At 44.9% G+C, this 25,965-nt stretch carries 24 protein-coding genes; 15 read left to right on the forward strand and 9 right to left on the reverse strand.

Going from position 1 to position 25,965, the window contains the following annotated elements:
* Positions 1–71 precede the first annotated feature (71 nt).
* Genes BQ9893_RS00455 through BQ9893_RS00465 form a run of 3 tightly spaced genes read left to right on the forward strand, consistent with a single transcriptional unit; the run spans position 72 to position 2,762 of the window.
* Positions 72–812: a (Fe-S)-binding protein gene (locus BQ9893_RS00455; RefSeq protein ID WP_075964252.1), complete on the forward strand. Its 741-nt coding sequence runs from the start codon at positions 72–74 to the stop codon at positions 810–812.
* Positions 809–2,176: a lactate utilization protein B gene (locus BQ9893_RS00460; protein ID WP_075964253.1), complete on the forward strand. Its 1,368-nt coding sequence runs from the start codon at positions 809–811 to the stop codon at positions 2,174–2,176. Before BQ9893_RS00455 ends, BQ9893_RS00460 begins: the two co-directional genes overlap by 4 nt.
* Before the next feature lie 7 nt (positions 2,177–2,183).
* Positions 2,184–2,762 carry a LutC/YkgG family protein gene (locus BQ9893_RS00465; RefSeq protein ID WP_075964254.1) on the forward strand — a complete coding sequence of 193 codons (579 nt, stop codon included), beginning with the start codon at positions 2,184–2,186 and terminating at the stop codon, positions 2,760–2,762.
* 87 nt (positions 2,763–2,849) lie between these two features.
* On the opposite strand, the gene BQ9893_RS00470 is transcribed toward BQ9893_RS00465, so the two are convergent.
* Positions 2,850–3,104, reverse strand: coding sequence for a GlsB/YeaQ/YmgE family stress response membrane protein (locus BQ9893_RS00470; protein WP_075964255.1), 255 nt, complete (start codon positions 3,102–3,104; stop codon positions 2,850–2,852).
* A 403-nt stretch (positions 3,105–3,507) separates the two neighbouring features.
* Between BQ9893_RS00470 and BQ9893_RS00480 the strand changes: the two genes are divergently transcribed.
* The gene (locus BQ9893_RS00480) at positions 3,508–4,152 is read left to right on the forward strand and encodes an ATP-binding cassette domain-containing protein (RefSeq protein ID WP_244155012.1); all 645 of its coding nucleotides are present in this window, start codon (positions 3,508–3,510) and stop codon (positions 4,150–4,152) included.
* A gap of 119 nt (positions 4,153–4,271) precedes the next feature.
* On the opposite strand, the gene gldB is transcribed toward BQ9893_RS00480, so the two are convergent.
* Both gldB and BQ9893_RS00490 read right to left on the reverse strand, forming a co-directional pair.
* A complete protein-coding gene (gldB, locus tag BQ9893_RS00485) occupies positions 4,272–5,270 on the reverse strand; it encodes a gliding motility lipoprotein GldB (RefSeq protein WP_075965336.1) in 999 nt (332 codons plus the stop codon).
* An 80-nt stretch (positions 5,271–5,350) separates the two neighbouring features.
* A complete protein-coding gene (locus tag BQ9893_RS00490) occupies positions 5,351–6,475 on the reverse strand; it encodes a DNA polymerase III subunit (RefSeq protein WP_075964257.1) in 1,125 nt (374 codons plus the stop codon).
* A gap of 233 nt (positions 6,476–6,708) precedes the next feature.
* Between BQ9893_RS00490 and BQ9893_RS00495 the strand changes: the two genes are divergently transcribed.
* Entirely contained in the window at positions 6,709–7,752 is a 1,044-nt protein-coding gene (locus BQ9893_RS00495) for an asparaginase (protein ID WP_075964258.1), read from the forward strand.
* 83 nt (positions 7,753–7,835) lie between these two features.
* Here the strand turns inward: BQ9893_RS00495 and metF are convergent, their stop codons facing one another.
* A complete protein-coding gene (gene metF / locus BQ9893_RS00500) occupies positions 7,836–8,786 on the reverse strand; it encodes a methylenetetrahydrofolate reductase [NAD(P)H] (RefSeq protein WP_075964259.1) in 951 nt (316 codons plus the stop codon).
* A 173-nt stretch (positions 8,787–8,959) separates the two neighbouring features.
* Between metF and BQ9893_RS00505 the strand changes: the two genes are divergently transcribed.
* The 10 genes from BQ9893_RS00505 (at position 8,960) to BQ9893_RS00550 (ending at position 20,545) form a co-directional block, all read left to right on the forward strand.
* The gene (locus BQ9893_RS00505) at positions 8,960–9,979 is read left to right on the forward strand and encodes a branched-chain amino acid aminotransferase (RefSeq protein ID WP_075964260.1); all 1,020 of its coding nucleotides are present in this window, start codon (positions 8,960–8,962) and stop codon (positions 9,977–9,979) included.
* Positions 9,980–10,149: 170 nt separating this feature from the next.
* Positions 10,150–11,328: an ATP-binding protein gene (locus BQ9893_RS00510; protein WP_075964261.1), complete on the forward strand. Its 1,179-nt coding sequence runs from the start codon at positions 10,150–10,152 to the stop codon at positions 11,326–11,328.
* Between the two features lie 30 nt (positions 11,329–11,358).
* On the forward strand, positions 11,359–14,907 hold the full coding sequence (gene nifJ / locus BQ9893_RS00515; RefSeq protein WP_075964262.1) for a pyruvate:ferredoxin (flavodoxin) oxidoreductase: 3,549 nt from the start codon (positions 11,359–11,361) through the stop codon (positions 14,905–14,907).
* A gap of 146 nt (positions 14,908–15,053) precedes the next feature.
* Entirely contained in the window at positions 15,054–15,830 is a 777-nt protein-coding gene (locus tag BQ9893_RS00520; protein WP_075964263.1) for a Cof-type HAD-IIB family hydrolase, read from the forward strand.
* Between the two features lie 219 nt (positions 15,831–16,049).
* Complete coding sequence (locus BQ9893_RS21520) at positions 16,050–16,208, forward strand: hypothetical protein (RefSeq protein ID WP_167369815.1); 159 nt, start codon at positions 16,050–16,052, stop codon at positions 16,206–16,208.
* Between the two features lie 275 nt (positions 16,209–16,483).
* Entirely contained in the window at positions 16,484–17,482 is a 999-nt protein-coding gene (locus BQ9893_RS00525; protein ID WP_075964264.1) for a M28 family metallopeptidase, read from the forward strand.
* Positions 17,483–18,000: 518 nt separating this feature from the next.
* The gene (locus BQ9893_RS00530) at positions 18,001–18,333 is read left to right on the forward strand and encodes a helix-turn-helix domain-containing protein (protein WP_075965337.1); all 333 of its coding nucleotides are present in this window, start codon (positions 18,001–18,003) and stop codon (positions 18,331–18,333) included.
* 3 nt (positions 18,334–18,336) lie between these two features.
* Complete coding sequence (locus BQ9893_RS00535; protein WP_008766487.1) at positions 18,337–18,711, forward strand: MerR family transcriptional regulator; 375 nt, start codon at positions 18,337–18,339, stop codon at positions 18,709–18,711.
* A gap of 206 nt (positions 18,712–18,917) precedes the next feature.
* Positions 18,918–19,493 (forward strand): DNA cytosine methyltransferase, encoded by a 576-nt coding sequence (locus BQ9893_RS21935; protein ID WP_241902980.1) that lies wholly within the window; start codon positions 18,918–18,920, stop codon positions 19,491–19,493.
* Positions 19,494–19,768: 275 nt separating this feature from the next.
* The gene (locus BQ9893_RS00550; RefSeq protein WP_075964266.1) at positions 19,769–20,545 is read left to right on the forward strand and encodes a phage antirepressor; all 777 of its coding nucleotides are present in this window, start codon (positions 19,769–19,771) and stop codon (positions 20,543–20,545) included.
* Between the two features lie 92 nt (positions 20,546–20,637).
* On the opposite strand, the gene BQ9893_RS00555 is transcribed toward BQ9893_RS00550, so the two are convergent.
* The 5 genes from BQ9893_RS00555 to BQ9893_RS00580 all read right to left on the reverse strand — a co-directional run bounded on the left by BQ9893_RS00555 (position 20,638) and on the right by BQ9893_RS00580 (position 25,964).
* Positions 20,638–20,967, reverse strand: a complete 330-nt coding sequence (locus BQ9893_RS00555) for a hypothetical protein (RefSeq protein ID WP_075964267.1) — start codon at positions 20,965–20,967, stop codon at positions 20,638–20,640.
* A 232-nt stretch (positions 20,968–21,199) separates the two neighbouring features.
* Positions 21,200–24,112: an N-6 DNA methylase gene (locus BQ9893_RS00565; protein ID WP_075964268.1), complete on the reverse strand. Its 2,913-nt coding sequence runs from the start codon at positions 24,110–24,112 to the stop codon at positions 21,200–21,202.
* Between the two features lie 2 nt (positions 24,113–24,114).
* Positions 24,115–24,990, reverse strand: a complete 876-nt coding sequence (locus BQ9893_RS00570) for a DNA-methyltransferase (RefSeq protein WP_075964269.1) — start codon at positions 24,988–24,990, stop codon at positions 24,115–24,117.
* Positions 24,977–25,270, reverse strand: coding sequence for a helix-turn-helix domain-containing protein (locus tag BQ9893_RS00575; protein WP_075964270.1), 294 nt, complete (start codon positions 25,268–25,270; stop codon positions 24,977–24,979). The genes BQ9893_RS00570 and BQ9893_RS00575 overlap by 14 nt, the downstream gene beginning before the upstream one ends.
* A 322-nt stretch (positions 25,271–25,592) precedes the next feature.
* Entirely contained in the window at positions 25,593–25,964 is a 372-nt protein-coding gene (locus tag BQ9893_RS00580) for a hypothetical protein (protein ID WP_244155013.1), read from the reverse strand.
* Position 25,965 lies beyond the last annotated feature (1 nt).

A 25,965-nucleotide genomic window follows, 5' to 3' on the forward strand; every position in this document is an offset into this window, starting at 1 on the left:
CTGTTACTTTTGGATCAAGCCAAAAGTAACAGAAATAATTACTACATTTGTGGTAATTAAAACAAACCAATATGAAGATAGGACTATTTATTCCTTGTTATATCAATGCGATATATCCGGAAGTTGGTGTTGCTTCCTATAAATTATTGAAAAGTCTCGGGTTGGATGTGGATTATCCATTAGACCAGACTTGCTGCGGCCAGCCGATGGCAAATGCCGGGTTCGAACATGAATCGGCAGGATTGGCGCTACGGATGGAAGAACTGTTCCGTCCGTATGATTATGTGGTTGGCCCTTCTGCCAGTTGCGTCGCTTTTGTAAAAGAGAATCATCCCGGCATCCTGGAAAAAGCCGGGCATGTGTGTATGAACAGCAAGAAGATTTATGACATTTGCGAGTTCCTGCACGACATCGTGAAGGTGAAAGAACTGAAAGCCGAATTTCCTCACAAAGTAAGTATTCACAATAGTTGCCACGGTGTGCGCGAGCTGCATCTTTCTTCTCCGAGCGAACGTAATATTCCGTATTACTCCAAATTGCGTGATCTCCTCTCTTTGGTGAAAGGCATCGAGATATTCGAACCGAAGCGGATAGACGAGTGTTGCGGTTTCGGCGGCATGTTTGCAATAGAGGAACCCGATGTGTCCGTTTGCATGGGACAAGATAAGGTGAAGGATCACATGAGCACGGGAGCCGAGTATATCACCGGCGCCGACAGCTCCTGCCTGATGCATATGGAAGGCGTGATCAAGCGTGGCAACCTTCCGATTAAAACGATTCATATTGTTGAAATATTAGCTTCCGGATTATGAGTACGAAACATTCAAAAGCAGCAGCCCGCTTCATCGAGAACCGCAAGCAGGAAGCTTGGCACGACGAAACCCTCTGGATGGTGCGTGCCAAACGGGATAAAATGAGCCATTCGCTTCCCGAATGGGAACGCTTGCGCGAACTGGCTTGTGAGATCAAACTTTATTCGAACAGCCATTTGGATGTCCTTTTGGAAGAGTTCGAGAAGAACGCCACGGCCAACGGAGCGATTGTCCATTGGGCGAAAGACGCGGCGGAACATAATGCGATCGTCGAGGAAATCCTGCAACAGCACAAGGCACATACGCTGATAAAGAGCAAATCCATGTTGACCGAAGAGTGTGGCATGAACGATTACCTGTTCGGAAAAGGTTACGATATAATCGAGAGCGACCTCGGCGAACGTATCCTTCAATGGATGAAACTTCATCCCAGCCATATCGTGATGCCCGCGATCCATATCAAGCGGCAGGAGGTGGGCGAGATGATGGAGCGCGTGTTAGGTACGGAAAAAGGCAACTCCGACCCGACCTATCTGACGCATGCCGTCCGTAAGAATATGCGTGAGAAATTCCTGACAGCCGATGTCGCCATGACGGGAGCTAACTTTGCAGTCGCTTCGACCGGCGAGATAGTGGTCTGCACCAACGAAGGAAATGCTGATATGGGAACTTCTTTCCCGAATGTCCACATCGCGACATTCGGAATGGAGAAGATCGTACCGGACCGTGAGTCGTTAGGTGTCTTTACTCGCCTGCTGGCACGTTCCGGCACGGGACAGCCGATTACTTCCTACACTTCTCACTATTGCAAACCGAAAGAAGGAGGCGAGTTCCATATCATTATTGTCGATAACGGCCGGAGCGATATCCTGGCACGTCCCGATCATATCCGTACGCTGAACTGTATCCGTTGTGGCGAGTGCATGAATACCTGTCCGGTCTATCGTCGTAGCGGCGGTTATTCCTATACCTATTTTATACCCGGCCCGATCGGGATCAACTTAGGGATGCTGAAAGACCCGGTGAAATATTCGGACAATGTTTCCGCCTGCTCGTTGTGCCTCTCTTGCTCGAACGTCTGCCCGGTCAAGATCGACCTCGGCGAACAGATCTATCGCTGGCGTCAGGACTTGGATAAGATAGGGAAAGCGAGTACGGAAAAAAAGGTTATGTCCGGTGGCATGAAGTTCCTGATGGAACGCCCGAAGCTGTTCAATACGGCTTTGAAATTTGCTCCGGTAGTCAATAAGATGCCTCGTTTTATGATCTACAACGCTCTGAATGCATGGGGCAAGGGCCGTGAATTGCCGGCTTTCGCCAAACAGTCGTTCAACGAAATGTGGAAAAGCAACAAGATAAAATAATACGACAATGAGTAGCAAAAACGATATATTATCCGCTATCCGCCGTCATACCGGCAAACGTTACGACAGGCCGGAACTGACGCTGGATGCCATCATTTACGAAGATAAAATCGCTCGGTTCACCGAATCCTTGAATGCTGCCGGAGGAAAAGCCGTCCTGATGCAGCCCGGCGACGATATCAACGATATTATCCGCCACCATTTTCCTGATGCAGCCCGCATCGCCTCCAATCTGTCCGGTATCACCTGTGCCACCTTTAACCCGGACGATCTCGACGATCCCCGCGAGTTGGACAATACTGATCTTGCCATCGTGGAAGGCCATTTCGGAGTAGCCGAGAACGGGGCTGTCTGGATTACCCGCCAGGTAAAGCATAAGGCCTTGTATTTTATCTCCGACAGTTTGGTCATACTGATCGACCGCAATTCGATCGTGAACAATATGCATGAAGCCTATAAACAGACGGAAAACATGACATACGATTTCGGTGCTTTCATCTCTGGCCCGTCTAAAACCGCCGATATCGAACAGGCACTTGTATTGGGTGCACACGGCCCGGTCGGGGTGTTGGTGGTGTTGAAATAAGATGTGTTTCCGTAAATAGCTAAAGAAAACAGGGTAACGTAGATCTTGCCAATTGAGCGGATTTGCATTACCCTATATTTTCTGTTGTTACTGATCTGCATTTCGTTTATTAAACAGCGAAGCAATCCATAACGTCAGAATGGCTCCGACTGTTGCCGTAATCAGACTGCCAATAATACCGGAAGCTGCAATTCCGAGTAATCCGAATACCCAGCCGCCCAATACACCGCCGATTATTCCCAAAATCAGATTGATTATTACTCCGAAGCCACCGCCCCGCATGATTTTACCGGCCAGAAAGCCGGCTGCTATACCTATGATAATGTACCATAAAAATCCCATAGCTTTTAAATTTTATGTTGTTATTGTATATATAACTGTTCATGGAGGCATGAAGTTTATTGCAGTAAAGGATTCCCTTTTCAAAACACCGGTGTTTTGCATGCAAAACATATATGTTTCGATTTTAAAACACCGATGCTTTGAAACAGCTGTCCGAATCTATTTTATGAATTATGTGGTAATACTTGGAAAAAAGATTATCTTTGTTTTCTAATTATATAAATACTCCGATGAAAATATTCAAGTAAGCCGGTTTCTACATATCGTAAATATCTTTCAGATGTAATTGCCAATTGTTCATTTTCGATTGTCGATTCTTTATTCCGGCCTTATCCTGTGCCATCCTTCGGCACGTTTGTGATTTATCTTTTTTAGTTTATAATCTTTTAATTCAAAGAAAACTATGTGCATATCCGTACATCAGCTATGCTATGTTCATGCTGACAAAGAACCACTTTTTCAAAACATAAACCTGACAGTCAATACAGGACAGCGTCTTGCGCTGGTGGGGAATAACGGTACGGGCAAATCGACTTTGTTGCGTATCATTGAAGGGAACCTGAAACCTTCATCGGGGGAGGTAGTGTGTTCTTCACGCCCTTATTATATTCCACAACATTTCGGACAGTTCGACAACCTGACGGTGGCGGAAGCCCTGCGGGTGGACGATCGGATAAAGGCGCTCCATGCCATTCTTGAAGGCGACGCCTCGGCAGAAAACTTTACTTGTTTGAATGGCGACTGGGATGTGGAAGAACGTTGTCTTTCCGCACTTGCTTCCTGGAATCTGGAGCATCTGCAACTGTCCCAGCCGATGTGTTCGTTGAGCGGAGGTGAAAAGATCCGGTTGCTCTTTTGCTGCCTTATGATCGGAAATAATGCACCGGATGTATTTATTTTGGACGAACCGACGAACAATCTGGACATACAAAGTGTTGAAATAATAACAGCGGCTATAAAGAGTTATAGTGGAACGGTGTTGTTGATCTCGCACGATCGTTATTTTGTGAAAGAAATAAAAATAAACCGTTCCGTTGAACTTTTTTGAGATCGATCCTGTTATTAAGATAGAGTGTTTTTCATGGTATTAGAATTAAGTTAGATTAGGTTATCCGTCCAGTTCGCGAGAATAGGGCGGTTTTCTTTTTTATATATATCCCAATCGTTTTAGGGTTTGTATTTCGAGCCGGTCAGGATGGCTTGGCTATCGTTGTTCCGCATCAGGGCTTCCGGAGTCGAATCTGTTTCCTTCATATATTTATCGATGATCTGCCAGCCGATCCAGCTGCCGAGATTGCCGGGAGCATCGCTTGCCAGGAATGTGGAAGGAACGTTATCGAAATATTTGCCTGTCGTCATCTGGTCAGGCGTATAAAGATGCTTGCGCTCTATGATAGCTTTCCACAGGTTCGATTCATTTTCCTTGCACCAGTTGTAGGATGTTTCCGTGTAGCCCATGAGTACTTCAGGCTTCAGTTCGGGAAATGCCAGGTGAATCAGGTATTTTATTTTGCCTTCGTAGACCATCCGGTCGAGCAGTACATTCTCTTTTCCTTCAAACGGAAATTCGGACATCAGCCATCCGGCAAGGTAATCGGGGACGATATGTTCGGGTGTCATTAACCGGCGCTGGAAATCGTAGAAGAAATCCTGGTACAGCGGATATCCCTCTCCTAAATACTTATCTGTCGAGATGGACAGCAGGCTGTCGCCAACCAGTACGTTCTGATTGAAACCGGAAACATGCATATAGATTGCCGGAATCTGCATCGACGGGAAGCAGCTCTTCAGCCATGCGAAACCGTTGCCGAGAGCTTGCTCGATTGGGGAAACATCGTCATATTGGCGGACTGCGTCGGCGTATAGCCCCTTCAGTGTCGGTTCGGAGTAATAGTTGATCAATTTGTCGAAAAAACCGGGCATTGCCGGAGACTTCATATTCAGGATGCCTTTCCCCAATATGTCGAGCATTTGCGGGTATTCGCGGACAAGTCCGGTTTGCAAGGATGAGTCGTTCGTTTCGACCAGCTTAAAAAGCTCCTTGTCGAAACGGTTGATCTTGATCGGGGCGGCCGAAGTGACAGCTGCCGGAATATGGGTATTCTGTCCGTTGCAACTGAAAAGGTAAAACGACAGAGAGAATATCAACAATAATTTCGCTTTCATAGGAATATCATTCATAAAGATGTATAGAACCGAACTGTTTCCATAAAAACGAATGTCGCCCGGTTATATTGTGTAAACCATTATCGTTTTATCAATACGGTAAGCCGGAGGGAAAGATCGAAAAAAACCATCTTTGCATTTACATTTTGAGTCACATGCCGTTCCGCTTTTGCCAACTCGTCCATGATGTCGATCACATTCCGTTCATTGATGAAAGGAGCGAACTTCACGGCAAAACCGGCTTCATCTATATTCATGTAATTGAGTTCAGGCGACTGGAACCTGTACATGAAGTTCTCGCGTATCAGATGCTGGCAATAAGCGAGGAAGTTCTTTTGTCGTTCACGCCCGATGCTTGCCAACACATCCGCCATGTCTTTCATGCCTCTGACATTGCGTGCCCAGGAATTGCGCATCATGCCTTTGAACTGTTCCAGGTAGAACTTGTTCTCTTCTCCCAGGCTGATTGCCTCGACCGCTTTCAGATAACTGCCGTTTGCCAGGTGGGCGACATGTTTGGCGTCTTCGGGAGTCAGGTTGAACCGGGAGATCATGGAGGCGGCGATATCTTCCGGATGGATTCCCCGAACGTTGATCCGTTGCGCGCGGGACAGGATCGTCCCCAAAATCTGATCGGGAAGTTCCGATACCATCAGGATCACCGTGTTTCGGGGAGGTTCTTCGATAATCTTCAGGAGTTTATTGGCACAGGTCGGATGGAGCTTTTCCGGTAACCAAACCAATAGGATGCGGTAGGTCGCTTCGTATATCTTAAGGCTCAGTTTACGGATGATCTCGTCGCTCTCTTTCGAATAGATCAAAGCCTGGGAGTTGCCGGCATCGATATAATCCAGCCAGTCGTCTATATTGAAATAGGGGCGGTCTTTCAGGAAACCTCTCCATTCGGAGAGATAATCGTCGCAGACCTCCTTTTTCTTTTCCTTCTTGGATACGATCGGGAATACGAAATGAAGGTCCGGATGGACCAATTCGTTGTACTTCACACACGACGGACAATGTCCGCATGAATCCGTTTCCGTCCGGTTCGTGCAGTTCAGGTAACGTGCGTAAGCCAATGCAAGAGGAAAAGCGCCTGCACCTCCCTGTTCCGTGAATAGCTGGGCGTGCGGGACGACACCTGTCTGTGCCGAATGTATAAGTCGTTTTTTTATTTCTTCCTGACCGATAATATCCTTGAAGTACATGTTGCTCCTTTATTGAGTTGATAGAGCAAAGGTACGAATAATCGGGGGAAATAAGAAGCCCGGACAAAAACCTGTGCTTGGATTGACAAAAAGTAATGCATGGTTTGTGTATATTTGCTTGTTGATGAACTTTTGTGTGAACTTTAATTATTTTATTCCGATATTTGATTTCAAAATGATAGTTGTTATCTTTGCGTCGTAAAAAGGAAAATCATATAAATACAGGTTGTGTTATGAATGTCCGGAAAAACGATGCTTCTATTCTGATTATATATACGGGAGGCACTATCGGAATGATAGAAAATCCTGAGACAGGTTCTCTGGAGGCCTTTAACTTCGAACATCTGGAGGTGCATGTCCCCGAACTGAAGAATCTTGGATATAAAATATCGTCTATTCAGTTCGACCCGCCGATGGATTCATCGGAGATGGGGCCGGATTCATGGATGAAGATCGTGCGGATCATAGCGGACCATTATCATGATTATGATGGTTTTGTCGTCCTGCATGGAACCGATACGATGGCATTTACCGCTTCCGCTTTGAGTTTTATGCTGGAGAACCTGAGTAAGCCGGTGATCCTGACCGGTTCGCAACTGCCGATCGGCATGTTGCGAACGGATGGAAAGGAAAATCTGATTACGGCGATAGAGATTGCCGCTGCCCGTGAAAACGATATGCCGTTGGTTCCCGAAGTCTGTATTTTCTTTGAAAACGACCTGTTGCGCGGAAATCGTACCAGCAAGACGAATGCGGATAATTTCAATGCGTTCCGTTCCTATAATTATCCCCCGCTGGCACACGCCGGCATTTCGATTAAGTATGATATTCCACAGATTTACCACCCGGTATCCAGAAAACCGCTGAAACCGCATTACTTGTTGGACCGGAATATTGCTATCCTGAAGATATTTCCCGGAATTTCTCCGCAGGTTGTGGAAAGCATTTTGAATATTCCCGGCTTGAAAGGCGTCGTGATGGAGACATTCGGTAGCGGGAACGCACCCGGATATGACTGGTTGCTGGAGATGCTGAAGGATGCAGTCGAACGGGGAATTGTCATTGTCAACGTCACCCAGTGCCTTGCCGGAAGTGTGGAAATGCATCGCTATGAAACCGGGCGCAAACTGTTGCAGGCTGGCGTGGTGAGCGGTTATGACAGTACGACCGAATGTGCGGTTGCCAAACTGATGTTCCTGTTCGGGCATGGCATGACACCGGACGAAGTAAAGGAACATCTGAATTGTTCGCTGATCGGGGAGATTACGATTGCTTGAAAATATAGTTTCTCCGGCATGGAAACATCGTTTCATGGGGACGGAAATATAGTTTCATTCCCATGAAACGATGTTTTCGTGTTTTAATATATTTCTTTAGCCACTTTGTAGACGCTATCCGATGCCATCATCGTATAGAAATGCAGACTTGGAACACCGTGTGCAATCAAATCTTTGCATTGTTGGATGCACCATTCGACGCCGACGGCTTTAGCCTCGTCGTCCGTCTTGCATTTACGAAGTTCCGCGGCAAACGGTTCGGGAATGTCCGAACGGAAAATCTTGGGCAATACGGTAAGCTGGTTCTTGAATACGATCGGCTTGATGCCCGGAATGATGGGGACCGTAATTCCTTCCGCCCGGCAGCGGTCTACGAATGCATAATATTTCTCGTTGTCGAAAAACATCTGTGTCACCAGATAGTCCGCGCCGTTCTTCACCTTCTCTTTCAGATAGAAAATATCCGATTCCATATTGGGCGCCTCTTCGTGTTTTTCCGGATAGCAAGCCATTCCGTAGGAGAACGGGGTCTCGTTAGCCTCGAATGTCGAACCGTCGATGGCGATTCCCTTATTGAAATCATTCACCTGTTTTTGGAGATCGGTTGCATGTTCGTGGTAAACGTCTGCTTTTTGTCCGGCTTCCAGAGTCTTGACATCCCCTCGGAGCAACAACAGGTCGTAAACGCCTAAAAAGTTCAGGTCGATCAGTGCATATTCCGTTTCATCCTTTGTGAACCCTTTACATATAATGTGGGGGACAGCTGTCACGCCATATTTGTTCTGGATGGCCGAAGCGATGGCGACCGATCCGGGACGTTTGCGGATGTTGACTTTCTGGAAACTGCCATCCGGCAAGGTCTTGTAAATATATTCGCTGTGATGAGACGTTATATTAATGTATTTAGGATCGAACTCGATCAGTTTATCGATGACATTATACACTTTCTGTATGCTGTTTCCTTTCAGAGGAGGAAGTATTTCGAATGAAAAAGCCGTACTCTTGCTGTTGTTGATCAGATCTATTACTTTCATATTGTTGTTATTTTTGACACAAAAGTAATGCTTTTTATTCGTTTTTACAATTCTGTCTGGCTAATTGAAACTTACCTGACGTTCTTAATGATTTTATCTTTTAGCGGCTTTTTTGTTTTAATCTGTCGTTTTATTAATATCTTTGCCTGTCAATAATCTAATTACGATAAGATATGGAAAATATTAATTGGTCTGATCTGTCATTCGGCTATATGAAGACAGACTATAATGTACGGTGTTACTATCGGGATGGCAAATGGGGTGAATTGGAAGTAAGTTCTTCTGAGATTATCAATATTCATATGGCTGCCACATGTTTGCATTACGGACAGGAGTCGTTTGAAGGGTTGAAAGCGTTCAGAGGGAAAGATGGTAAGATACGTGTGTTCCGTATGGATGAAAATGCCAAGCGGATGCAGTCTTCCAGCCATGGTATCAAAATGGCTGAGTTGCCCGTTGAGAAGTTCGAGGAAGCTGTCCGCAAGGTTGTAAAACTGAACGAACGTTTTGTTCCGCCTTATGAAAGCGGAGCAGCTCTATATATCCGCCCGTTGATGATCGGCATGGGAGCCCAGGTGGGTGTGAGACCGGCTTCCGAATATATGTTCATGGTGTTTGTGACGCCGGTAGGACCATACTTCAAAGGTGGTTTCAAACCGTCCAAAGTATGTATCATGCGCAGTTACGACCGCGCTGCTCCTCAAGGAACCGGTACGATCAAAGTTGGTGGTAACTATGCAGCCAGCCTCGTTGCAGGCGAAAAGGCTCACGAACTGGGATATGCCGCCGTTCTGTATTTGGATCCGAAGGAAAAGAAATATGTGGACGAATGCGGTCCGGCCAACTTCTTCGGAATCCGTGGTAACAGCTACATCACTCCGCAGTCTCATTCCATCCTGCCTTCTATCACGAACAAGAGCCTGCAACAGCTGGCAACCGACATGGGCCTGACGGTTGAACGCCGTGCGGTTCCGGTTGAAGAAATAGCTACATTCGATGAAGCTGCCGAATGTGGAACTGCTGCCGTTATCGCTCCGATTTCACAGATCGACGACCTGGATGCCAATAAATCTTATGTGATTGCAAAAGACGGCAAACCGGGACCTGTTTGCGAAAAACTATACAATAAATTGCGTGCTATCCAGTATGGCGATGAGCCCGATGTGTATAATTGGGTGACAGTGATTGAGTAATTATGATTGACAATGAACAGTAGACGGTGGGCAATTGACAATTTAGAATAGATGTTTTTTATGAAAATTGCAAACTCTGCATTGCAATTTGGAAAAGAATGTTTATATTTGCCCCGTTTAACGGGATGGATGAATTGTCAATTGTCCATTGTTAATTGTCAATTGAAAAGGTGGAAGCATTCTTTAGGACACATAAATACCTGGTAGAGCACTTGTATTCGCCGGTTCGCAGAGGACTGATGGATGAGATCGATTGGAATGATCGGTTGATTGGCATAAAAGGTTCCCGCGGAGTGGGAAAGACGACTTTTCTGCTGGATTATGCCCGTGAGCATTTTGGCGCGGACAATAAAGAGTGTCTTTACATAAATCTGAATCATTTTTATTTTACGGAACGTACACTGGTCGATTTTGCTTCTGAGTTCAGGGCAAAAGGGGGAAAGGTGTTGCTGATCGATCAAGTGTTCAAATATTCGGAATGGTCGAAAGAACTCCGCTATTGTTACGATAACTTCACCGACTTGAAGATTATATTCTCCGGTTCGTCCGTCATGCGGTTGAAAGAGGAAAATCCGGATCTGTCGGGCAAGGTGGTTTCGTATAACTTGCGCGGTTTTTCATTCCGGGAGTTTTTTAACCTGATGTCCGGAAACAGCGTTCCGGCTTATACGTTTGAAGAAATATTGGCCGACCATCGGGAGATAGCGAAAAGTATCTGTTCGGTGGGGAAACCGATGGCATACTTTCAAGACTATCTGCATCATGGCTTCTATCCGTTCTTCCTCGAGAAACGTAATTTCTCGGAGAATCTCTTGAAAACCATGAATATGACGTTGGAGGTAGACGTGTTGTATATAAAGCAAATCGAACAAAGTTATCTGCCCAAATTGCGCAAGCTGCTTTATTTGTTGGCGACAAGTGCCCCTTGTTCCCCCAATGTGAGCCAGTTGAGCAAAGACATAGAGACATCGCGGGCCACCGTGATGAACTATATCAAATACCTGGCCGATGCCCGTTTGGTGAACATGCTTTATCCGGTGGGAGAATCGTTTCCCAAGAAACCGTCCAAAGTATATATGTACAACTCCAATCTGATGTATCCCATCAGGCCGATGGAAGTGAATATGCAGTCTGTCCGTGAATCTTTCTTTTATAACCAACTGTTGAAGGACAATAAATTGAATGAAGGAGGAAAGAACGCACATTTTCTGGTCAATGGAATGTACAACTTCAGGATTGAAGAAAGCATGAAGGTGAAAAACAATCCGGATATGTATTATGCAATCGATAAGGTCGAAGTAGGAGAGGACAACATGATCCCGCTTTGGCTTTTTGGTTTTTTATATTGAATTCTTTTTAAATACTAATAGTAAGAGTCTATGACAAAACAAAAGAAATTTTTAACCTGTGATGGTAACCAGGCTGCTGCACATATTTCCTATATGTTCAGTGAAGTTGCTGCGATTTACCCCATCACCCCGTCGTCTACAATGGCAGAATATGTAGATGAATGGGCTGCTGCCGGACGTAAGAATATTTTCGGCGAAACTGTAATGGTACAGGAAATGCAATCAGAAGGTGGTGCTGCCGGTGCAGTCCACGGTTCGTTGCAAGCTGGTGCACTGACTACGACTTACACGGCTTCTCAGGGCTTGTTGCTGATGATCCCGAACATGTACAAGATCGCAGGTGAATTATTGCCTTGCGTATTCCATGTATCGGCTCGTACATTGGCTTCTCATGCACTGTGTATCTTCGGTGACCATCAGGACGTAATGTCTGCCCGTCAGACAGGTTTCGCCATGCTGGCCGAAGGATCTGTACAGGAAGTGATGGATCTGGCAGGTGTTGCTCACTTGGCTACGATCAAATCCCGCGTTCCGTTCGTGAACTTCTTCGACGGTTTCCGTACATCTCACGAAATCCAGAAGATCGAAGCATTGGAAAATGAAGACCTGGCTCCGCTGATCGACCAGAAGGCTCTGGCTGAATTCCGCGCACGTGCCTTGAATCCGAAAACTCCGGTTGCACGTGGTATGGCTGAAAACCCTGACCACTTCTTCCAACACAGAGAATCAAGCAACTCTTACTATGATGCAGTCCCTGCTATCGTAGAAGAATATATGAACGAAATCTCCAAGATCACAGGCCGTAAACACGGTTTGTTCGATTACTACGGAGCTGAAGACGCAGAACGTGTCATCATTGCAATGGGTTCTGTGACGGAAGCCGCACGCGAAGCTATCGACTATCTGACAGCCAAGGGTGAAAAAGTAGGTTTGGTTTCTGTTCACCTGTATCGTCCGTTCTCGGCTAAACACTTCTTGGCTGCTGTTCCTAAGACTGCTAAGAGTATTGCTGTTTTGGACCGTACAAAAGAACCGGGTGCAGTAGGCGAACCTCTGTATCTGGATGTAAAAGACTGTTTCTATGGTCAGGAGAATGCTCCGGTTATCGTAGGCGGCCGTTATGGTTTGGGTTCTAAGGACACGACTCCGGCCCAGATTCTTTCCGTATATGAAAACTTGGCATTGCCGATGCCGAAGAACCAGTTCACGATCGGTATCGTGGATGACGTAACCTTCACATCCCTGCCTCAGAAAGAGGAAATCGCTTTGGGTGGCGAAGGCATGTTCGAAGCCAAGTTCTACGGTTTGGGTGCAGACGGTACTGTCGGTGCCAACAAGAACTCGGTTAAGATCATCGGTGACAATACAAATAAATATTGCCAGGCTTATTTCTCTTACGACTCTAAGAAATCCGGCGGTTTCACTTGTTCTCACCTGCGTTTCGGCGATCATCCGATCCGCTCTACCTATTTGGTGAACACACCGAACTTCGTAGCTTGCCACGTTCAGGCTTACCTGCGCATGTATGATGTGACTCGCGGTTTGCGTGAGAACGGTACATTCTTGCTGAACACGGTATGGAATGGCGAAGAACTGGCAAAACACCTGCCTAACCGCGTAAAACGTTATTTCGCTCAGAAAAATATTACGGTTTATTATATCAACGCTACACAGATCGCATTGGAAATCGGTCTGGGCAACCGCACCAATACCATCCTGCAGTCTGCCTTCTTCCGTATCACAGGCGTAATCCCTGTTGATCTGGCTATCGAACAGATGAAGAAATTCATCGTGAAGTCTTATGGCAAGAAGGGTGAAGACGTTGTAAACAAGAACTATGCAGCTGTTGACCGCGGTGGCGAATACAACCAGTTGACTGTCGATCCTGCATGGGCTAACCTGCCGGATGATGAAGCAGTTGTAAACAACGATCCGGCGTTCATCAATGAAGTGGTTCGTCCTATCAACGGACAGGATGGCGACCTGTTGAAGGTTTCTGCTTTCAAAGGCATCGAAGACGGTACATGGCATCAGGGCACTGCAAAATATGAAAAACGTGGTGTAGCAGCGTTTGTTCCGGTTTGGAATGAAGCAAACTGTATCCAGTGTAACCAGTGTGCTTATGTTTGTCCTCACGCTTCTATCCGTCCGTTCGTTCTGAATGACGAAGAACAGAAGGGTGCAAACTTCCCGATGTTGGATGTGAAAGCTCCGGCTGCAATGAAGGGTATGAAGTTCCGTATGCAGGTAGACGTTATGGACTGCTTGGGTTGCGGTAACTGTGTCGATGTTTGTCCGGGATTCAAGGGCAACAAGGCGTTGTCTATGGTTCCGTTGGAAGGCCAGTTGGCTGAAGCTGACAACTGGACATATTGTGTGGCTAACGTAAGCTCTAAGCAGAGCCTGGTAGACATCAAGTCTAACGTGAAGAATTCTCAGTTCGCAACTCCGTTGTTCGAGTTCTCAGGCGCTTGCTCCGGTTGTGGTGAAACTCCGTATGTAAAACTGATCTCGCAATTGTTCGGTGACCGTGAAATGGTTGCTAACGCTACGGGATGTTCTTCCATCTATTCAGGTTCCGTTCCTTCTACTCCGTACACGACAAACGAAAAGGGTGAAGGTCCTGCATGGGCTAACTCTCTGTTCGAAGACTTCTGTGAATTTGGTCTGGGTATGGAACTGGCTAACGAAAAGATGCGTGCCCGTATCCAGAAGGCTATGGAAGCAGCTATCGCTTATGAAGGCACTCCGGCCGAATATAAAGAAGTATTCACGGCATGGATCGAAAACCAGAACGATGCCGAGAAGACGAAAGAACTGGCTGCACAGATCATTCCGATGGTTGAAGCAACCAAAGACAAATGTCCGAACTGCGCTACTATCGCCGAATTGAGCCACTTCCTGGTAAAACGCTCACAGTGGATTATCGGTGGTGACGGTGCTTCTTACGATATCGGTTACGGTGGTTTGGACCACGTGATCGCTTCCGGCAAGAACGTAAACATCTTGGTTCTGGATACCGAAGTTTATTCAAATACAGGTGGCCAGTCTTCAAAGGCTACTCCGGTCGGTGCTATCGCCAAGTTTGCTGCAGCTGGTAAGAGAGTCCGCAAGAAAGACTTGGGTTTGATGGCTACTACTTACGGTTACGTTTATGTAGCTCAGATCGCTATGGGCGCTGACCAGGCTCAGACCTTGAAGGCTATCCGCGAAGCTGAAGCTTATGACGGTCCTTCTCTGATCATCGCTTATGCTCCTTGTATCAACCACGGTTTGAAGAAAGGCATGGGTAAATCTCAGGCTGAAGAAAAAGAAGCTGTTGCATGCGGTTACTGGCACTTGTGGCGCTACAATCCTGCATTGGAAGCCGAAGGTAAGAACCCGTTCTCATTGGATTCCAAAGAACCGGATTGGAGCAAGTTCCAAGACTTCCTGAAAGGTGAAGTTCGTTTTGCATCCGTCATGAAGCAATATCCGACTGAAGCTGCCGAATTGTTTGCTGCCGCAGAAGAAAACGCTAAATGGCGTCTGCGTAGCTACAAACGTATGGCTGCTGAAAACTGGAGCATAGAAGAATAATTTGATTACGATCATTTAAGGGCGGAAATCCTTTTTCGCCCGGATAAAACAGAAAGCGGAGTCTCTGAAAGGAGGTTCCGCTTTTTTTGTTTAATCATTGGAAATCCGTATTTATTCTTACCTTTGTCGGGTAATGAGTTTAGGTTATGATTAAGGCAGTATTTTTTGATATAGATGGGACATTGGTCAGCTTTAAAACACATGTAGTCCCGAAATCCACCCTTCATGCGATCGAGTTGTTGAAGAAGAAGGGGATAAAAGTCTTTATAGCAACCGGCCGTCACCGCCGTTCGATTAACAATCTGGGCGATCTTGAGTTTGATGGCTATGTGACTTTGAATGGCGGCTATGTGTTTGCCGGGAAAGACGATGTGATTTATAAGCACAGCATTCCCGATAAGGATATCGAATCCTTGGTGCGTTACCAGGAAATGGAAGGCGAGTTCCCTTGTGCCTTCGTGCAGGAAGAGGAGATTTTCATGAACTATACGGATAAAGCCGTAAACGATGTGTTTCATCTGTTGAACTTCCCGGCTCCTCCCATCCGTCCGATCGAGGATATCTACGGAAAGACGGTTTACCAGTTGATCGCCTTTTTTACGGCAGAGCAGGAAAAGCGAATTATGCAAGTTTTGTCCCATTGTGAATCCACGCGGTGGAATCCTCTTTTTACGGATATCGTACCTCTTGGAAGCAGTAAGCGGGTCGGGATTGACAAGATGCTGGAACATTTCCATATCGGTCTGGACGAATGCATGGCCTTTGGCGATGGCGGAAATGATATCCAGATGCTTGGCCATGTCGGGATCGGAGTTGCCATGGGCAATGCTGCCGAAGAGGTGATGAACGCGGCCGGCTATGTGACGACCTCTGTCGATGAGAATGGAGTGTATAATGCACTGAAACATTTTGATATTATTTGATTCTTAACTGCTATTGGTGTAAATAGAGCTGTGGTGATGGGTGAGGTCTATTATGCTTGTAATTTTAAATATAGTTAAATGAGAGATATTTTATATGTTTTACAGCATGGATTCAAATAAAATACTTACCTTTGCACTGTAAACAAAAAGAAAGAGAAAGTTTAGGTTTAGTTATTATTAATCATTCTCCAAGCGTGGAGAATTTAAATGAGTAAAATTATGATGATGAGAGAAAATGAAAAAAGTATGCGTACTTTAGCTATGTTGCGTTACCAGGCTGATCGTTATCAGTCAGTAGGAAATGGTTCAATGTGTCAGCGGGTAAATGCTGAGATTCGCAAGTTGATGAACCAAATGAGCGAAAGCTCTAAAAATTGAACATTAAACAGTAAATAATTTTTTTAGATGTAGTCTCTTCACCATGGTCTTTCGAAAGACTGGTGAGAGATAGATGTGGGAGGCATTCGACGCTTATGAGATAGCGGAGTTTGGCCTTTTTTTATTTCAGTTAGCCTTGCATTAGTCCAATCCGACCATATTAAAAATTATCTCTGTGTTCCGTGATTATATATAGGCCTGATGTCGAAAGTACATATATATTCTTTATATTTGCATGATATAGAAAACTATAATCTGTAAAACACAATATCGAAATGAGAAAAGCGGGATTATTCTTAGTCTCTATTGCACTGAGTGCTACGTTATGGGCAGAGTCGCCCGAAAAGAAAGGGCTGGATGTCATTAACAAGGCAAATGCCGAGGCCTATATCGGTTTCCTGGCAAGCGATGCCTTGGAAGGGCGTGAGGCCGGTTTCCGTGGTGGACGCATTGCCGGTGAATATATTGTATCTAATTTGAAAACGATAGGGATCGAACCTCTGTTCGAATCCTATTACCAGCCTTTCGAGGCCTATAATAAGGAACGGCAGAAGCGGGGCCGTTTCCAGGTTCATCCGGATTCGATCGCGAAATTGAAACAAGGTGTCCATCAGAAGTTATCGATGAACAATATCTTGGGAAAGATCGAAGGGAAGAACCCGGACGAATATGTGATTATCGGTGCCCATTACGATCATCTCGGTGTTGATCCTATGCTGGACGGCGACCAGATATACAACGGGGCTGACGATAATGCTTCGGGTGTTTCGGCTGTCCTGCAGGTCGCAAAGGCGTTTTTGGCAACAGGTGTCCGTCCGGAGCGAACCGTTATTTTTGCTTTCTGGGACGGCGAAGAGAAAGGCTTGTTAGGCTCCAAGTACTTTGTGCAGACATTCCCGGAGATGGACAAGGTGAAAGGATACCTCAATTATGACATGATAGGCCGTAATAATGACGAGTCCAAGCCGACACACGTCGTTTATTTCTATACGGAAGCGCACCCTGTGTTTGGCGACTGGCTGAAAAACGATATCAAGGAATATGGTTTGAACCTGGCTCCTGATTATCGTCCGTGGGACAAACCGGTAGGAGGAAGCGATAACGCTTCGTTCGCCCTCTTGGATATTCCGGTCATCTGGTATCATACGGACGGCCATCCGGACTATCATATGCCGGGCGATCATGTGGAAAAGATCAACTGGAATAAGATTGTCGACATAACGAAAGCCTCCTTTCTGAATATGTGGAATTTGGCAAACGAAAAAGACTATTGAAACAATCATTCATACCTTTATAGCAAAACACCTATGTTTCGGATTCGAAACATAGGTGTTTTGTTTTTAAAATCTAAGTGATTGATTTTATCTTTTTGAAAATCAAAAAGTAAGGGCTAATTTCAAAGGTAACAGGTAACACATTAGTAGCAAAAGTCTTGCTGCATATTGCGTTTCTCTGCATAATTTCAAATATCTCTATCACAAAGATAGTCAATATTTTCGGGTGCAACAAATCAATCGAAAACTTTTAATTAAGGGCCGGCATTATTTGCTGGTCCTTTTTTTATTGGAAATTCGAAGGCATATCGATACTTTTTAAAATCTAAAGACAACTTCCAATCCTGCCGCATTTTATTCGGGCAAACAAAAAAAATAAAAGAAATAGGTATTGATAATAAGTGTATTACAGATAAAAAATAGGGCTGGCGGTATCCGTCAGCCCTATTTTTACATTTCCTTTTTCCCAAACTTTGCGGCAGAAAGAAGGATAAATGACGAACGAAAAAGAACAAAAGATGGAAGCAGGAAATGAAGACATCGAAATGCTGAAAGCATTAATCCAGAAGAGCTTCTCCGAGCAGCGGGAGCTCATCACCCGGCTGGAAACGGCACTGGATGCCATGACCAGCTTTAATGGCAAACAGATGCTGGACAGCCGTGACATGCGCCTGCAGCTGAAAGTCTGTGACCGGACCCTCATCCGCTGGCGTAACTCGGGCAAGCTGCCTTATTTCAAGCTGAGCGGCAAGATATACTTCTGGGCTTCCGATGTATACCGGTTCCTCCGTGAGGAATACAGGGACGAAAGTCCGGACATCAGAAATAACAAACCCGTAAAAAAATCATAGAAGATGGAAAATCAAAGTAAAGTCATCATGATCGAGCGCAACAAGTTTGCGTCTCTTGTCAAGGCGCATCGCAAATGCCTGCAGATGCTGAGTATCCTGGCCTATGCCTGCGCGACGAAGGAAGTGCAGCTGACCTTCACATTGGAAGAAATCTGCGAACTGCTGCAGATAAGCCGTGAGGAAGTGGAAAGACAAAGACAAAAAGGCTACATCCGCTTCGTCCACCGGAACGGCATGACAGTCTATGAAATCACCGACATCCTCCGGCTCAAGAACATGCTTGAGATGGGGGGTGTCTACCGGAAGATAGACGAGAAAGCCTTCATTCTGGAAGTGGCGGAGAAAGAAAAAAAAGAAACGGAACCTTCAATCAGATAATAAATATGAGACAGCTGGTACACGCCTCGCTTTTCAGCGGGTTTGGTGCGGCAGATCTTGCCGCCGAATGAATGGGATGGCGCAACGCCTTCCACTGTGAGATAGATGAGTTTTGTAACCGAATTTTAAATTACTGGTTCAGCCATGCAAAAAGTTATACGGATATTACAACTACGGATTTTCGGGGATGAAGGGGACGGATCGACATCCTCACGGGAGGTTTTCCATGCCAGCCCTTTTCCGTTGCCGGCCGGCGAAAGGGTGCGGAAGACAGCCGTTACCTCTGGCCTCACATGCTCCGTGCCATTCACGAGATCCGGCCCGGTTGGATTGTTGGTGAGAACGTTGGTGGCATCCTCCAGGTGGTACAGCCCGGCAAGGCGGCTCACGTGGGATGTCAGCCCTCTCTGTTCGGAGAGGATCAGCCTGTATACCGTAAGCGGGAGGAATACGTCGTCGAGACCATCTGCCGTGATCTTGAGCGTGAAGGATATACCGTCCAGCCGCTGCTTATTCCGGCTTGTGCCGTCGGTGCCCCGCACAGAAGGGACCGTGTCTGGTTTGTTGCCCACGCCGATAGCCTCGGACTTCAAGGTAAGGGGACCCGGAAGCCAACAGAAGGGCCTGCCGGAGATCATCCGCGAGATGCTGCTGCCCACCCCGACAGCAACGGAGATACACCACTGGCAACGGGTGGAACGTTGGAAACGTCAGGGGCGCACCTCCATGCACGAGACGGAAGACGGGGAGAAGAATCCCAACGGCCTGACGGACTTCCTTGACTTCCACGGGCTGCTCCCGACCTTGGAGCACATTGGGAGGAAGGGGAAGAACCCGCGGCAGGGCGGCCTTCCCGATTCCTTTGCCCAAACTGGGAGGAGTTTCCAACTCAATCCCCTGTTTGTGGCCGAGATGATGGGGTTCCCCACGAGCTGGACGGTATTACCTTTTCTTCCTGGCGGCAGCAGTCCGTCAAGGGATACGGGAACGCCATCGTCCCCCAGGTAATCCATGAGATATTCAAAGCGATAGAATCAACCTATAAACAGTAAACGACATGCGCACGTTAGTCATAACAGAACATCCCGAGTTCGGCAAGGTCCGGACCGTGGAAGCCGGAGGCAGGGTCTGGTTTTGCGCCAGGGACGTGGCCTCGGCATTGGGATACGCCAATCCCAAGGATGCCGTCAACCGGCATTGCAGGCCGAAGGGGGTATGCGTCCACGACCTCCTGACGGCAGGCGGCCGGCAGAAAGTGAAGTTCATCGACGAGGGGAACCTGTACCGCCTGATGGCCTGTAGCCGCCTGCCCTCGGCCGAGAGGTTCGAAAGCTGGATCTTCGACGAGCTGGTCCCCCGCACGCTCAAGGAGGGCGGCTACCTGCTGGAAAAAGAGGGGGAAACGGACGCGGAACTGCTCTCGCGGACCCTGCAACTGGCGGAGGCCAAGCTGAGAGAGCGTGACCGGTACATATCCGGACTGGAAAAGGAAAACGCGCTGAACGCCCTTAAATTGAGCCTGCAGGCCCCGAAAGTACGTTATTTCGACGAGGTGCTCCACTCTCCAAGCACTTACACGGTCACGCAGATCGCCAAGGAGTTGGGCATGAGCGGCAGGGAGCTGAACCGGAGGCTGAAGGCTCTCGGTATCCAGTTCCGCCTTGGCGGAACCTGGCTGCTTACCGCACGTTATCAGAAGGAAGGATACACACGGACCCATACGCACAGCTGGCAGAGCCGCTGCGGGGAAACCGGTACGGCCATGCATACGGTGTGGACCGAGAAGGGCCGTCTGTTCATCCACTGCCTCTTCAGCAGCCTGTCTCTCTTTTAACCTTTCGCCGCTGGCGGCAACAAAAAAAGGGCTGTTCCCCGTTATTTGGGAGAACAGCCCTTGAAATCTCCGTCCCGGACCTGGTTTATTTATCAAGGCATGTCTACCGAATGGCCCGCTCCCCTGATGGAGCTGTAATCCCCCCGGATCACTTTCCGCATTGACTTCAGGATATACTTGCACGTGCCACGTATATCGGAAAAGCCGAAGCCCAGCCAGCCGTCACTGAAATGCGCTTTTATACATTGGGTATTCCTGATATACCCCATATAATACATCTTGTCACCGCCGACCTCCCTTGCTTCCACTTGCACCTCGTAATATTCGCCTTCGTGCTCCACGCAGGCTTCCCACAGGCAGGTTTCCGTGTCTGCTTCCGGGTAAGACTCCCAACGTCTTACGCTATGCTCCACAATCCTCATGTCCAATTGTTTTTATTTTAGATTTTTATTGGTTTGACTCAACCGATTGAAGAATAAACTTTTAGCGAATTATTTGAGAAATAGAGGTAACGAGTTGGCAACCGTGCGAATTTCAGCGTTTTGCGTTGCTGTGCTGTCAAATAACTCTTTTTATTACAAAAGTACGAATTATTTTCTACAATGCAAATTCCTAAAGGTAATGTTCGTATATCGGGGACTTCCTCTTCCATAATTATTTGTTTTGCATTGAAACCCTGTCATCTACCGAAGAAATAAGCAGAGAATAAATGCTATCCAAAAGATTCTCATTTATGCCGAAACAACGCAAGATAGTTTTATCAAAATTTATTCGGTCGGCTTTTCGCACTTCCTTAAATATTGATTCTATTTCGCGGTGTTTTAAGGGTTGAAATGCTACTAAAACATCTGATTTCTGCGCATCATTAAGTAAATCAGGATTTAATACTTTCAGTTGTTTTAGATAATTAGCGTTTAGATCTAATGCGCCTAAATTGCGTGAAGTGCCTCGCATTTCGAGTGTTAAGAATGTAATAGCAGAATTGAATAAGGCGGCAATTAGCTCAACATCATAACCATCTTGTACACACATGGCAATCAAACGTTGGTCTATCGTAAATGGTGTTTGCGAGAAGGTGAAAAAGAAACGTTCAAACGGATTTATTGCTGTTATGATACTTGCTTGTTTGGGGCGAAGTGAATACCAATAAGGGCGGTGTCCGGCACAAGCCTGTTGTATTGTTTGGCTGCCATTTTTGTTTTGTGTGTTTGCAAAACGTTGAATCCACGACTTTGCACCATTGGGCAAATTGTCTATTTCATCTGGACAAACGAATAATCGAAATTGATAGTTTTCATCAAACTCTATTCGTTCTAATTCTGTTGGGCTTTTTACATACGGCAAAAGATATTGGTTTTCTATTCCTGAAGATGCAACATCTCTTTCGGGTATTACAAACATTTCATTCCAACCTGTACGTTCTCCACGAAAAACATTTATAACATTAGGATATAATTGTTTTAACGAACTGTCGAAACTTTCAAATAGGTTAGCAGAAATAAAATACTTTGCCCAATTATCCTTGTCGGTTATGGACTGTAATAATTTATGTTTAGGAACAATACAAACAGAAATACGGTCTTGCTGATTTAAGTATAAATCGTTGAAAGTTGAATCTTTATTCCACTTATTATTGTGGGTATCATCGCAATTGTCTATTTCAGTATAAAAATCTTCTATTTGTTGTATTTGACTTGCTGTATTATCCTGAGAAAAATAGTCTTTCAACTTAAAATCAATAGTTACAAATCTTGTAGGTTCTTCATTTGCCCCTTTTTGAAATACCGCATAAACGGTAGAAACTTGAGAATCAGAAAACCAATGTTCGGCATAGCTTTTCACTACATATTTGATATGAAAGTTGTCTAGTAAAAATTTCTTGAACTGAAATCCATATTCTTTACCAAGCCAAGCATTTGAAGTTATTATAGATAAAACGCCGCCATCTTTTAAAAAGCGGAATGAGTTGTACACACAATAAGTAAAATAATCAGAACGTTCATTGATTTTGAATGTTTTATCTTTAAGAAATGCTTGTTGCTGTGCTTGAAACTCGCCTCTGAAAAAGTTGGTTAAAACATCATTTGGAATATCTTCTTGCTGAATAAATGGGAAATTACTTGCAATACCATCAAATTGAGGTATAGCTAATTCAATGTGTTTCTTGTAATCTTTTGAATCGGGAAAACTTACTTTGTTACCTACATTCAGATTAAAAAAATCGTCACGAGTAACACGAGGAAAATTATCCGTTTGTGTTACATCTTGTTTGTACAAATTGATAACCGAAAGAATGGTGGGAAAATGTGAAACATCGTTACCCCAAATGTGATTCAGTAAGTCTGAATGATTGGTATTTCCATGAAACGCCATAATCTTGTAAAAAGCGTTCAAGAATGTACCTGTTCCCGAAGTCGGGTCAAACAAATTATCTTGGTTAGTTTGTACGGCAGGGAAAGCCACAAGATTAGCCAAAGTTTCAGGTGTAAAGTACTGACCGAATTTTTGCTTTTCCTCTTTGGGTACAAGGTTTTCAAGAATATTTCCGATTACAGCAGTCGGCAATATTCTAAAATCAAAATCAGTAAAAATATGAATTAAGTCAAATAAAGCCTTGTTTGTTGTGGCAGAATAACTTATATCGTCTGTAAAATAAGGTTTAAAAATTGCCTGATAATCAATTGCTTTTGCTTGGTCAAAATATGAGAAAAGTGTTGATTTTAAATTGGAAACATCTGTTATTGTAATATTTTCCAATTCGCCACTTAAATTTTCGCATAAAGTGAGGTAAAAAAGGGTTTTTCCAATCAAATTATAAAAAGTAAATTTCGCTAAAATTTGTTCAGGTACAACCGTTTCTGCACGACGGGAAGAAGAAGCTAAAATTTTCAATGTTGAACTTTCATAAATTTTCCATTGATTGAACTCCTTTCTAAAATCAGCATTGCTTCCCTTACATTCATTTATTGCCTTTTGAAATTGAGGAATAATTATATTGGAAGCACTACGGACTGCTTCAATAATATTTCCCGTAATATTTATGGCAGGCTTTAACTCTCCTGTCGTGTATAATTGCCCAAGGTCGTGCAAAATTTCATTTGCCCGTTGCTTTAATAATGTCTCGTTGTGGGCAAACTTTACAGGATCTGCAAGGTCATCACGGGTTGAAATAGAACGTTCTTTTTGATATTCCTTAATTTTACTAAGTGTATCTATGGAATAATTATCGGTGTCTATTTTCCAAATCACAGCTTCCGTGCCGTTCCATGTTACGAATGAATCGGATTGCAACTTCTTCGCCTTTTCCAACGCATTGTCAAGCATTACGGCATCATCAACAGCAGTATCAGGAAATTTAAGTTCCCAGCCATTGAAAATAATACCAGATACTTTGTCGGTAAATAACAGAACATCTGGAAATTTAGTTCTTCCTGATTCCATTTTAACACCTGTATCGTTTGTGGCATCTTCAAATACAGTTGTGCCGTGTTCTATGGCTGATTTTATCCAACTTATAAGTTGCCCAGCCCAATCTCTTTCATTCCTCTTTATTGTATTAGTCGCCATAATTATTTAGCAGTGGTTAATGCTGTTGTTGTGTGATTATCAAACGATCCATATTCAGTAACAGTAGCCAATTTTGAACGTAAAATTTCATTTATTCTATCGTTGCAAACTTTTATATAATCAATAGACTTTGTTTTATGAAGTAAGACATTTTTGTTTTTTTCTATGCCTATATAATTACGGTGTTCTAATGCTGCTGCTACTAAAAAACTACCACTACCGCAAGCATTGTCTAATATAGTATCGCCCGGATTGCTGAATGTGCGAATAAGATAACGTCCTAATTCAACAGGCTTTTGTGTAGGGTGATAAACTTTTCCCTCTGATTCCGCTGTTTTAAAATACACGAAATCCTCAATATTTTGTTCTTCATAACAAACTACATCATTAGGGTAGCGTTGTCCGTTACTTTGAACATGGCGGGGCTTAAAATCGCCATAGCTGCCTGTGTATTGGTCTTTGCGGATGCCTTTGTCATAACTTTCGCCCTTTGTCATTTGGGGATTGTATGTAGGTTGATTTTTATAAAACACACAAATATCCTCATGTTTGCGAAGTGGTTGTTTCTTAGCATTGAGAAAGTTTGTCGATTTCGATTTTATCCATACGATTTTATATTTGAACCAACTTTCGTTGCTTATTATTAGTTTAGCAGTAAACAGACCTTGCGCAGTTAAAACAATAGCTCCGTTATCCTTAATAATTCGAGTATATTCCGCCCAAAGTTTTTTTAGGTCTATTACTGAATCCCATTTATTTTGCGTTGTACCATAAGGCAAATCGCAAAGAATCATATCAATGGACTTGTCGGGGATATTTGGCATAATTTCCAAACAATCACCTTGTATTACTTGGTTTATATATTTATTTTTTTCCATATTCAACCATATTTTCTTGTACTACATTTAGAACTTTGTTGGCGTTATTTTCACCTTTTACCACAGTGTAAACTTGGTCGGCAAGCCAAAGAGTAAGCAGTTCTTCTTGGTCGACTTTGAGTATTTCGGCAAGTTTAACGACCTGTTCACGTTTGGCTCGGCGTTCACCACGTTCTATTTTGCTGTATAGACCATTGTCGATTTCGAGAGCAGCGGACAGTTGTCGTTGCAACAAGTTGTTTTGCTCTCTTAGCTGTTTGATTTTATCTGCAAACATCATTGGTAATCTTTTGACTTGACAATTTTTGTACAAAGATACAATAATCTTTTGAGGTATGGGAATGTTTGAACAAAAAAGTTTTCAACATTGTATGTTCCTATGGGGCAGTTTTAATATAACTGCCGTGCGCCTTTTCCATGTGCAATACTACGAATCCCATATCATATTTCCTTTCTTTTTTGGCTTGTGAAACATTGGTTTAATCTCTCTTTGAGGGCGGCAAATGCCGCCCTCATGGGGTGTGCAGAGGGGCTTGCCCCTTGCCTTATTGGGGAATTTTCAGCGATACGTAGTATTGCGGCTCGGAAAATTCCCTAATAAGCTACGGTATTTTCCCCGTAAATACCCTGCGGCGTGCCGTCCGTCTGTCCGTCTGCCTTTCGGCGGTGGCTGTCCCTGCCGCCTGCTTGCCCGTAACCCCCACCTTATTATTTTTCCCTTTCGGTCGATGGTGGGCGGCGGGGCGGTCGTTTCCGTTTTCAAAGGCTCTTTTGCACGGGGCGGTCGGATACAAGGTTTTCCCGATAAATACGCTCGCAGCGAAGCGAGAGGAAGATTTATCGGGAAACGGCGCAGCCGCCTGACCTTTTAGCCGACATAAAGCCCCGTGCTTGCTTTGCCTTTGTAAACGGAAATGATTGCTCCGCTTTCCTCTGAAAAGAGGAATAGAACCTGCAATATAATATATCACCATA

The sequence above is a fragment of the Parabacteroides massiliensis genome, assembly GCF_900155425.1.
In the GTDB taxonomy this organism is placed as follows: Bacteria; Bacteroidota; Bacteroidia; order Bacteroidales; family Tannerellaceae; genus Parabacteroides; species Parabacteroides massiliensis.

Excerpts from the sequence above, each read along its gene's own strand:
- BQ9893_RS00455 (WP_075964252.1), top strand. The coding sequence starts at position 72 with ATGAAGATAGGACTATTTATTCCTTGTTATATCAATGCGATATATCCG.
- BQ9893_RS00460 (WP_075964253.1), top strand. The coding sequence starts at position 809 with ATGAGTACGAAACATTCAAAAGCAGCAGCCCGCTTCATCGAGAACCGC.
- BQ9893_RS00465 (WP_075964254.1), top strand. The coding sequence starts at position 2,184 with ATGAGTAGCAAAAACGATATATTATCCGCTATCCGCCGTCATACCGGC.
- BQ9893_RS00470 (WP_075964255.1), bottom strand. The coding sequence starts at position 3,104 with ATGGGATTTTTATGGTACATTATCATAGGTATAGCAGCCGGCTTTCTG.
- BQ9893_RS00480 (WP_244155012.1), top strand. The coding sequence starts at position 3,508 with ATGTGCATATCCGTACATCAGCTATGCTATGTTCATGCTGACAAAGAA.
- gldB (WP_075965336.1), bottom strand. The coding sequence starts at position 5,270 with ATGAAAGCGAAATTATTGTTGATATTCTCTCTGTCGTTTTACCTTTTC.
- BQ9893_RS00490 (WP_075964257.1), bottom strand. The coding sequence starts at position 6,475 with ATGTACTTCAAGGATATTATCGGTCAGGAAGAAATAAAAAAACGACTT.
- BQ9893_RS00495 (WP_075964258.1), top strand. The coding sequence starts at position 6,709 with ATGAATGTCCGGAAAAACGATGCTTCTATTCTGATTATATATACGGGA.
- metF (WP_075964259.1), bottom strand. The coding sequence starts at position 8,786 with ATGAAAGTAATAGATCTGATCAACAACAGCAAGAGTACGGCTTTTTCA.
- BQ9893_RS00505 (WP_075964260.1), top strand. The coding sequence starts at position 8,960 with ATGGAAAATATTAATTGGTCTGATCTGTCATTCGGCTATATGAAGACA.
- nifJ (WP_075964262.1), top strand. The coding sequence starts at position 11,359 with ATGACAAAACAAAAGAAATTTTTAACCTGTGATGGTAACCAGGCTGCT.
- BQ9893_RS00520 (WP_075964263.1), top strand. The coding sequence starts at position 15,054 with ATGATTAAGGCAGTATTTTTTGATATAGATGGGACATTGGTCAGCTTT.
- BQ9893_RS21520 (WP_167369815.1), top strand. The coding sequence starts at position 16,050 with ATGATGATGAGAGAAAATGAAAAAAGTATGCGTACTTTAGCTATGTTG.
- BQ9893_RS00525 (WP_075964264.1), top strand. The coding sequence starts at position 16,484 with ATGAGAAAAGCGGGATTATTCTTAGTCTCTATTGCACTGAGTGCTACG.
- BQ9893_RS00530 (WP_075965337.1), top strand. The coding sequence starts at position 18,001 with ATGGAAGCAGGAAATGAAGACATCGAAATGCTGAAAGCATTAATCCAG.
- BQ9893_RS00535 (WP_008766487.1), top strand. The coding sequence starts at position 18,337 with ATGGAAAATCAAAGTAAAGTCATCATGATCGAGCGCAACAAGTTTGCG.
- BQ9893_RS00550 (WP_075964266.1), top strand. The coding sequence starts at position 19,769 with ATGCGCACGTTAGTCATAACAGAACATCCCGAGTTCGGCAAGGTCCGG.
- BQ9893_RS00555 (WP_075964267.1), bottom strand. The coding sequence starts at position 20,967 with ATGAGGATTGTGGAGCATAGCGTAAGACGTTGGGAGTCTTACCCGGAA.
- BQ9893_RS00565 (WP_075964268.1), bottom strand. The coding sequence starts at position 24,112 with ATGGCGACTAATACAATAAAGAGGAATGAAAGAGATTGGGCTGGGCAA.
- BQ9893_RS00570 (WP_075964269.1), bottom strand. The coding sequence starts at position 24,990 with ATGGAAAAAAATAAATATATAAACCAAGTAATACAAGGTGATTGTTTG.
- BQ9893_RS00575 (WP_075964270.1), bottom strand. The coding sequence starts at position 25,270 with ATGATGTTTGCAGATAAAATCAAACAGCTAAGAGAGCAAAACAACTTG.
- BQ9893_RS00580 (WP_244155013.1), bottom strand. The coding sequence starts at position 25,964 with ATGGTGATATATTATATTGCAGGTTCTATTCCTCTTTTCAGAGGAAAG.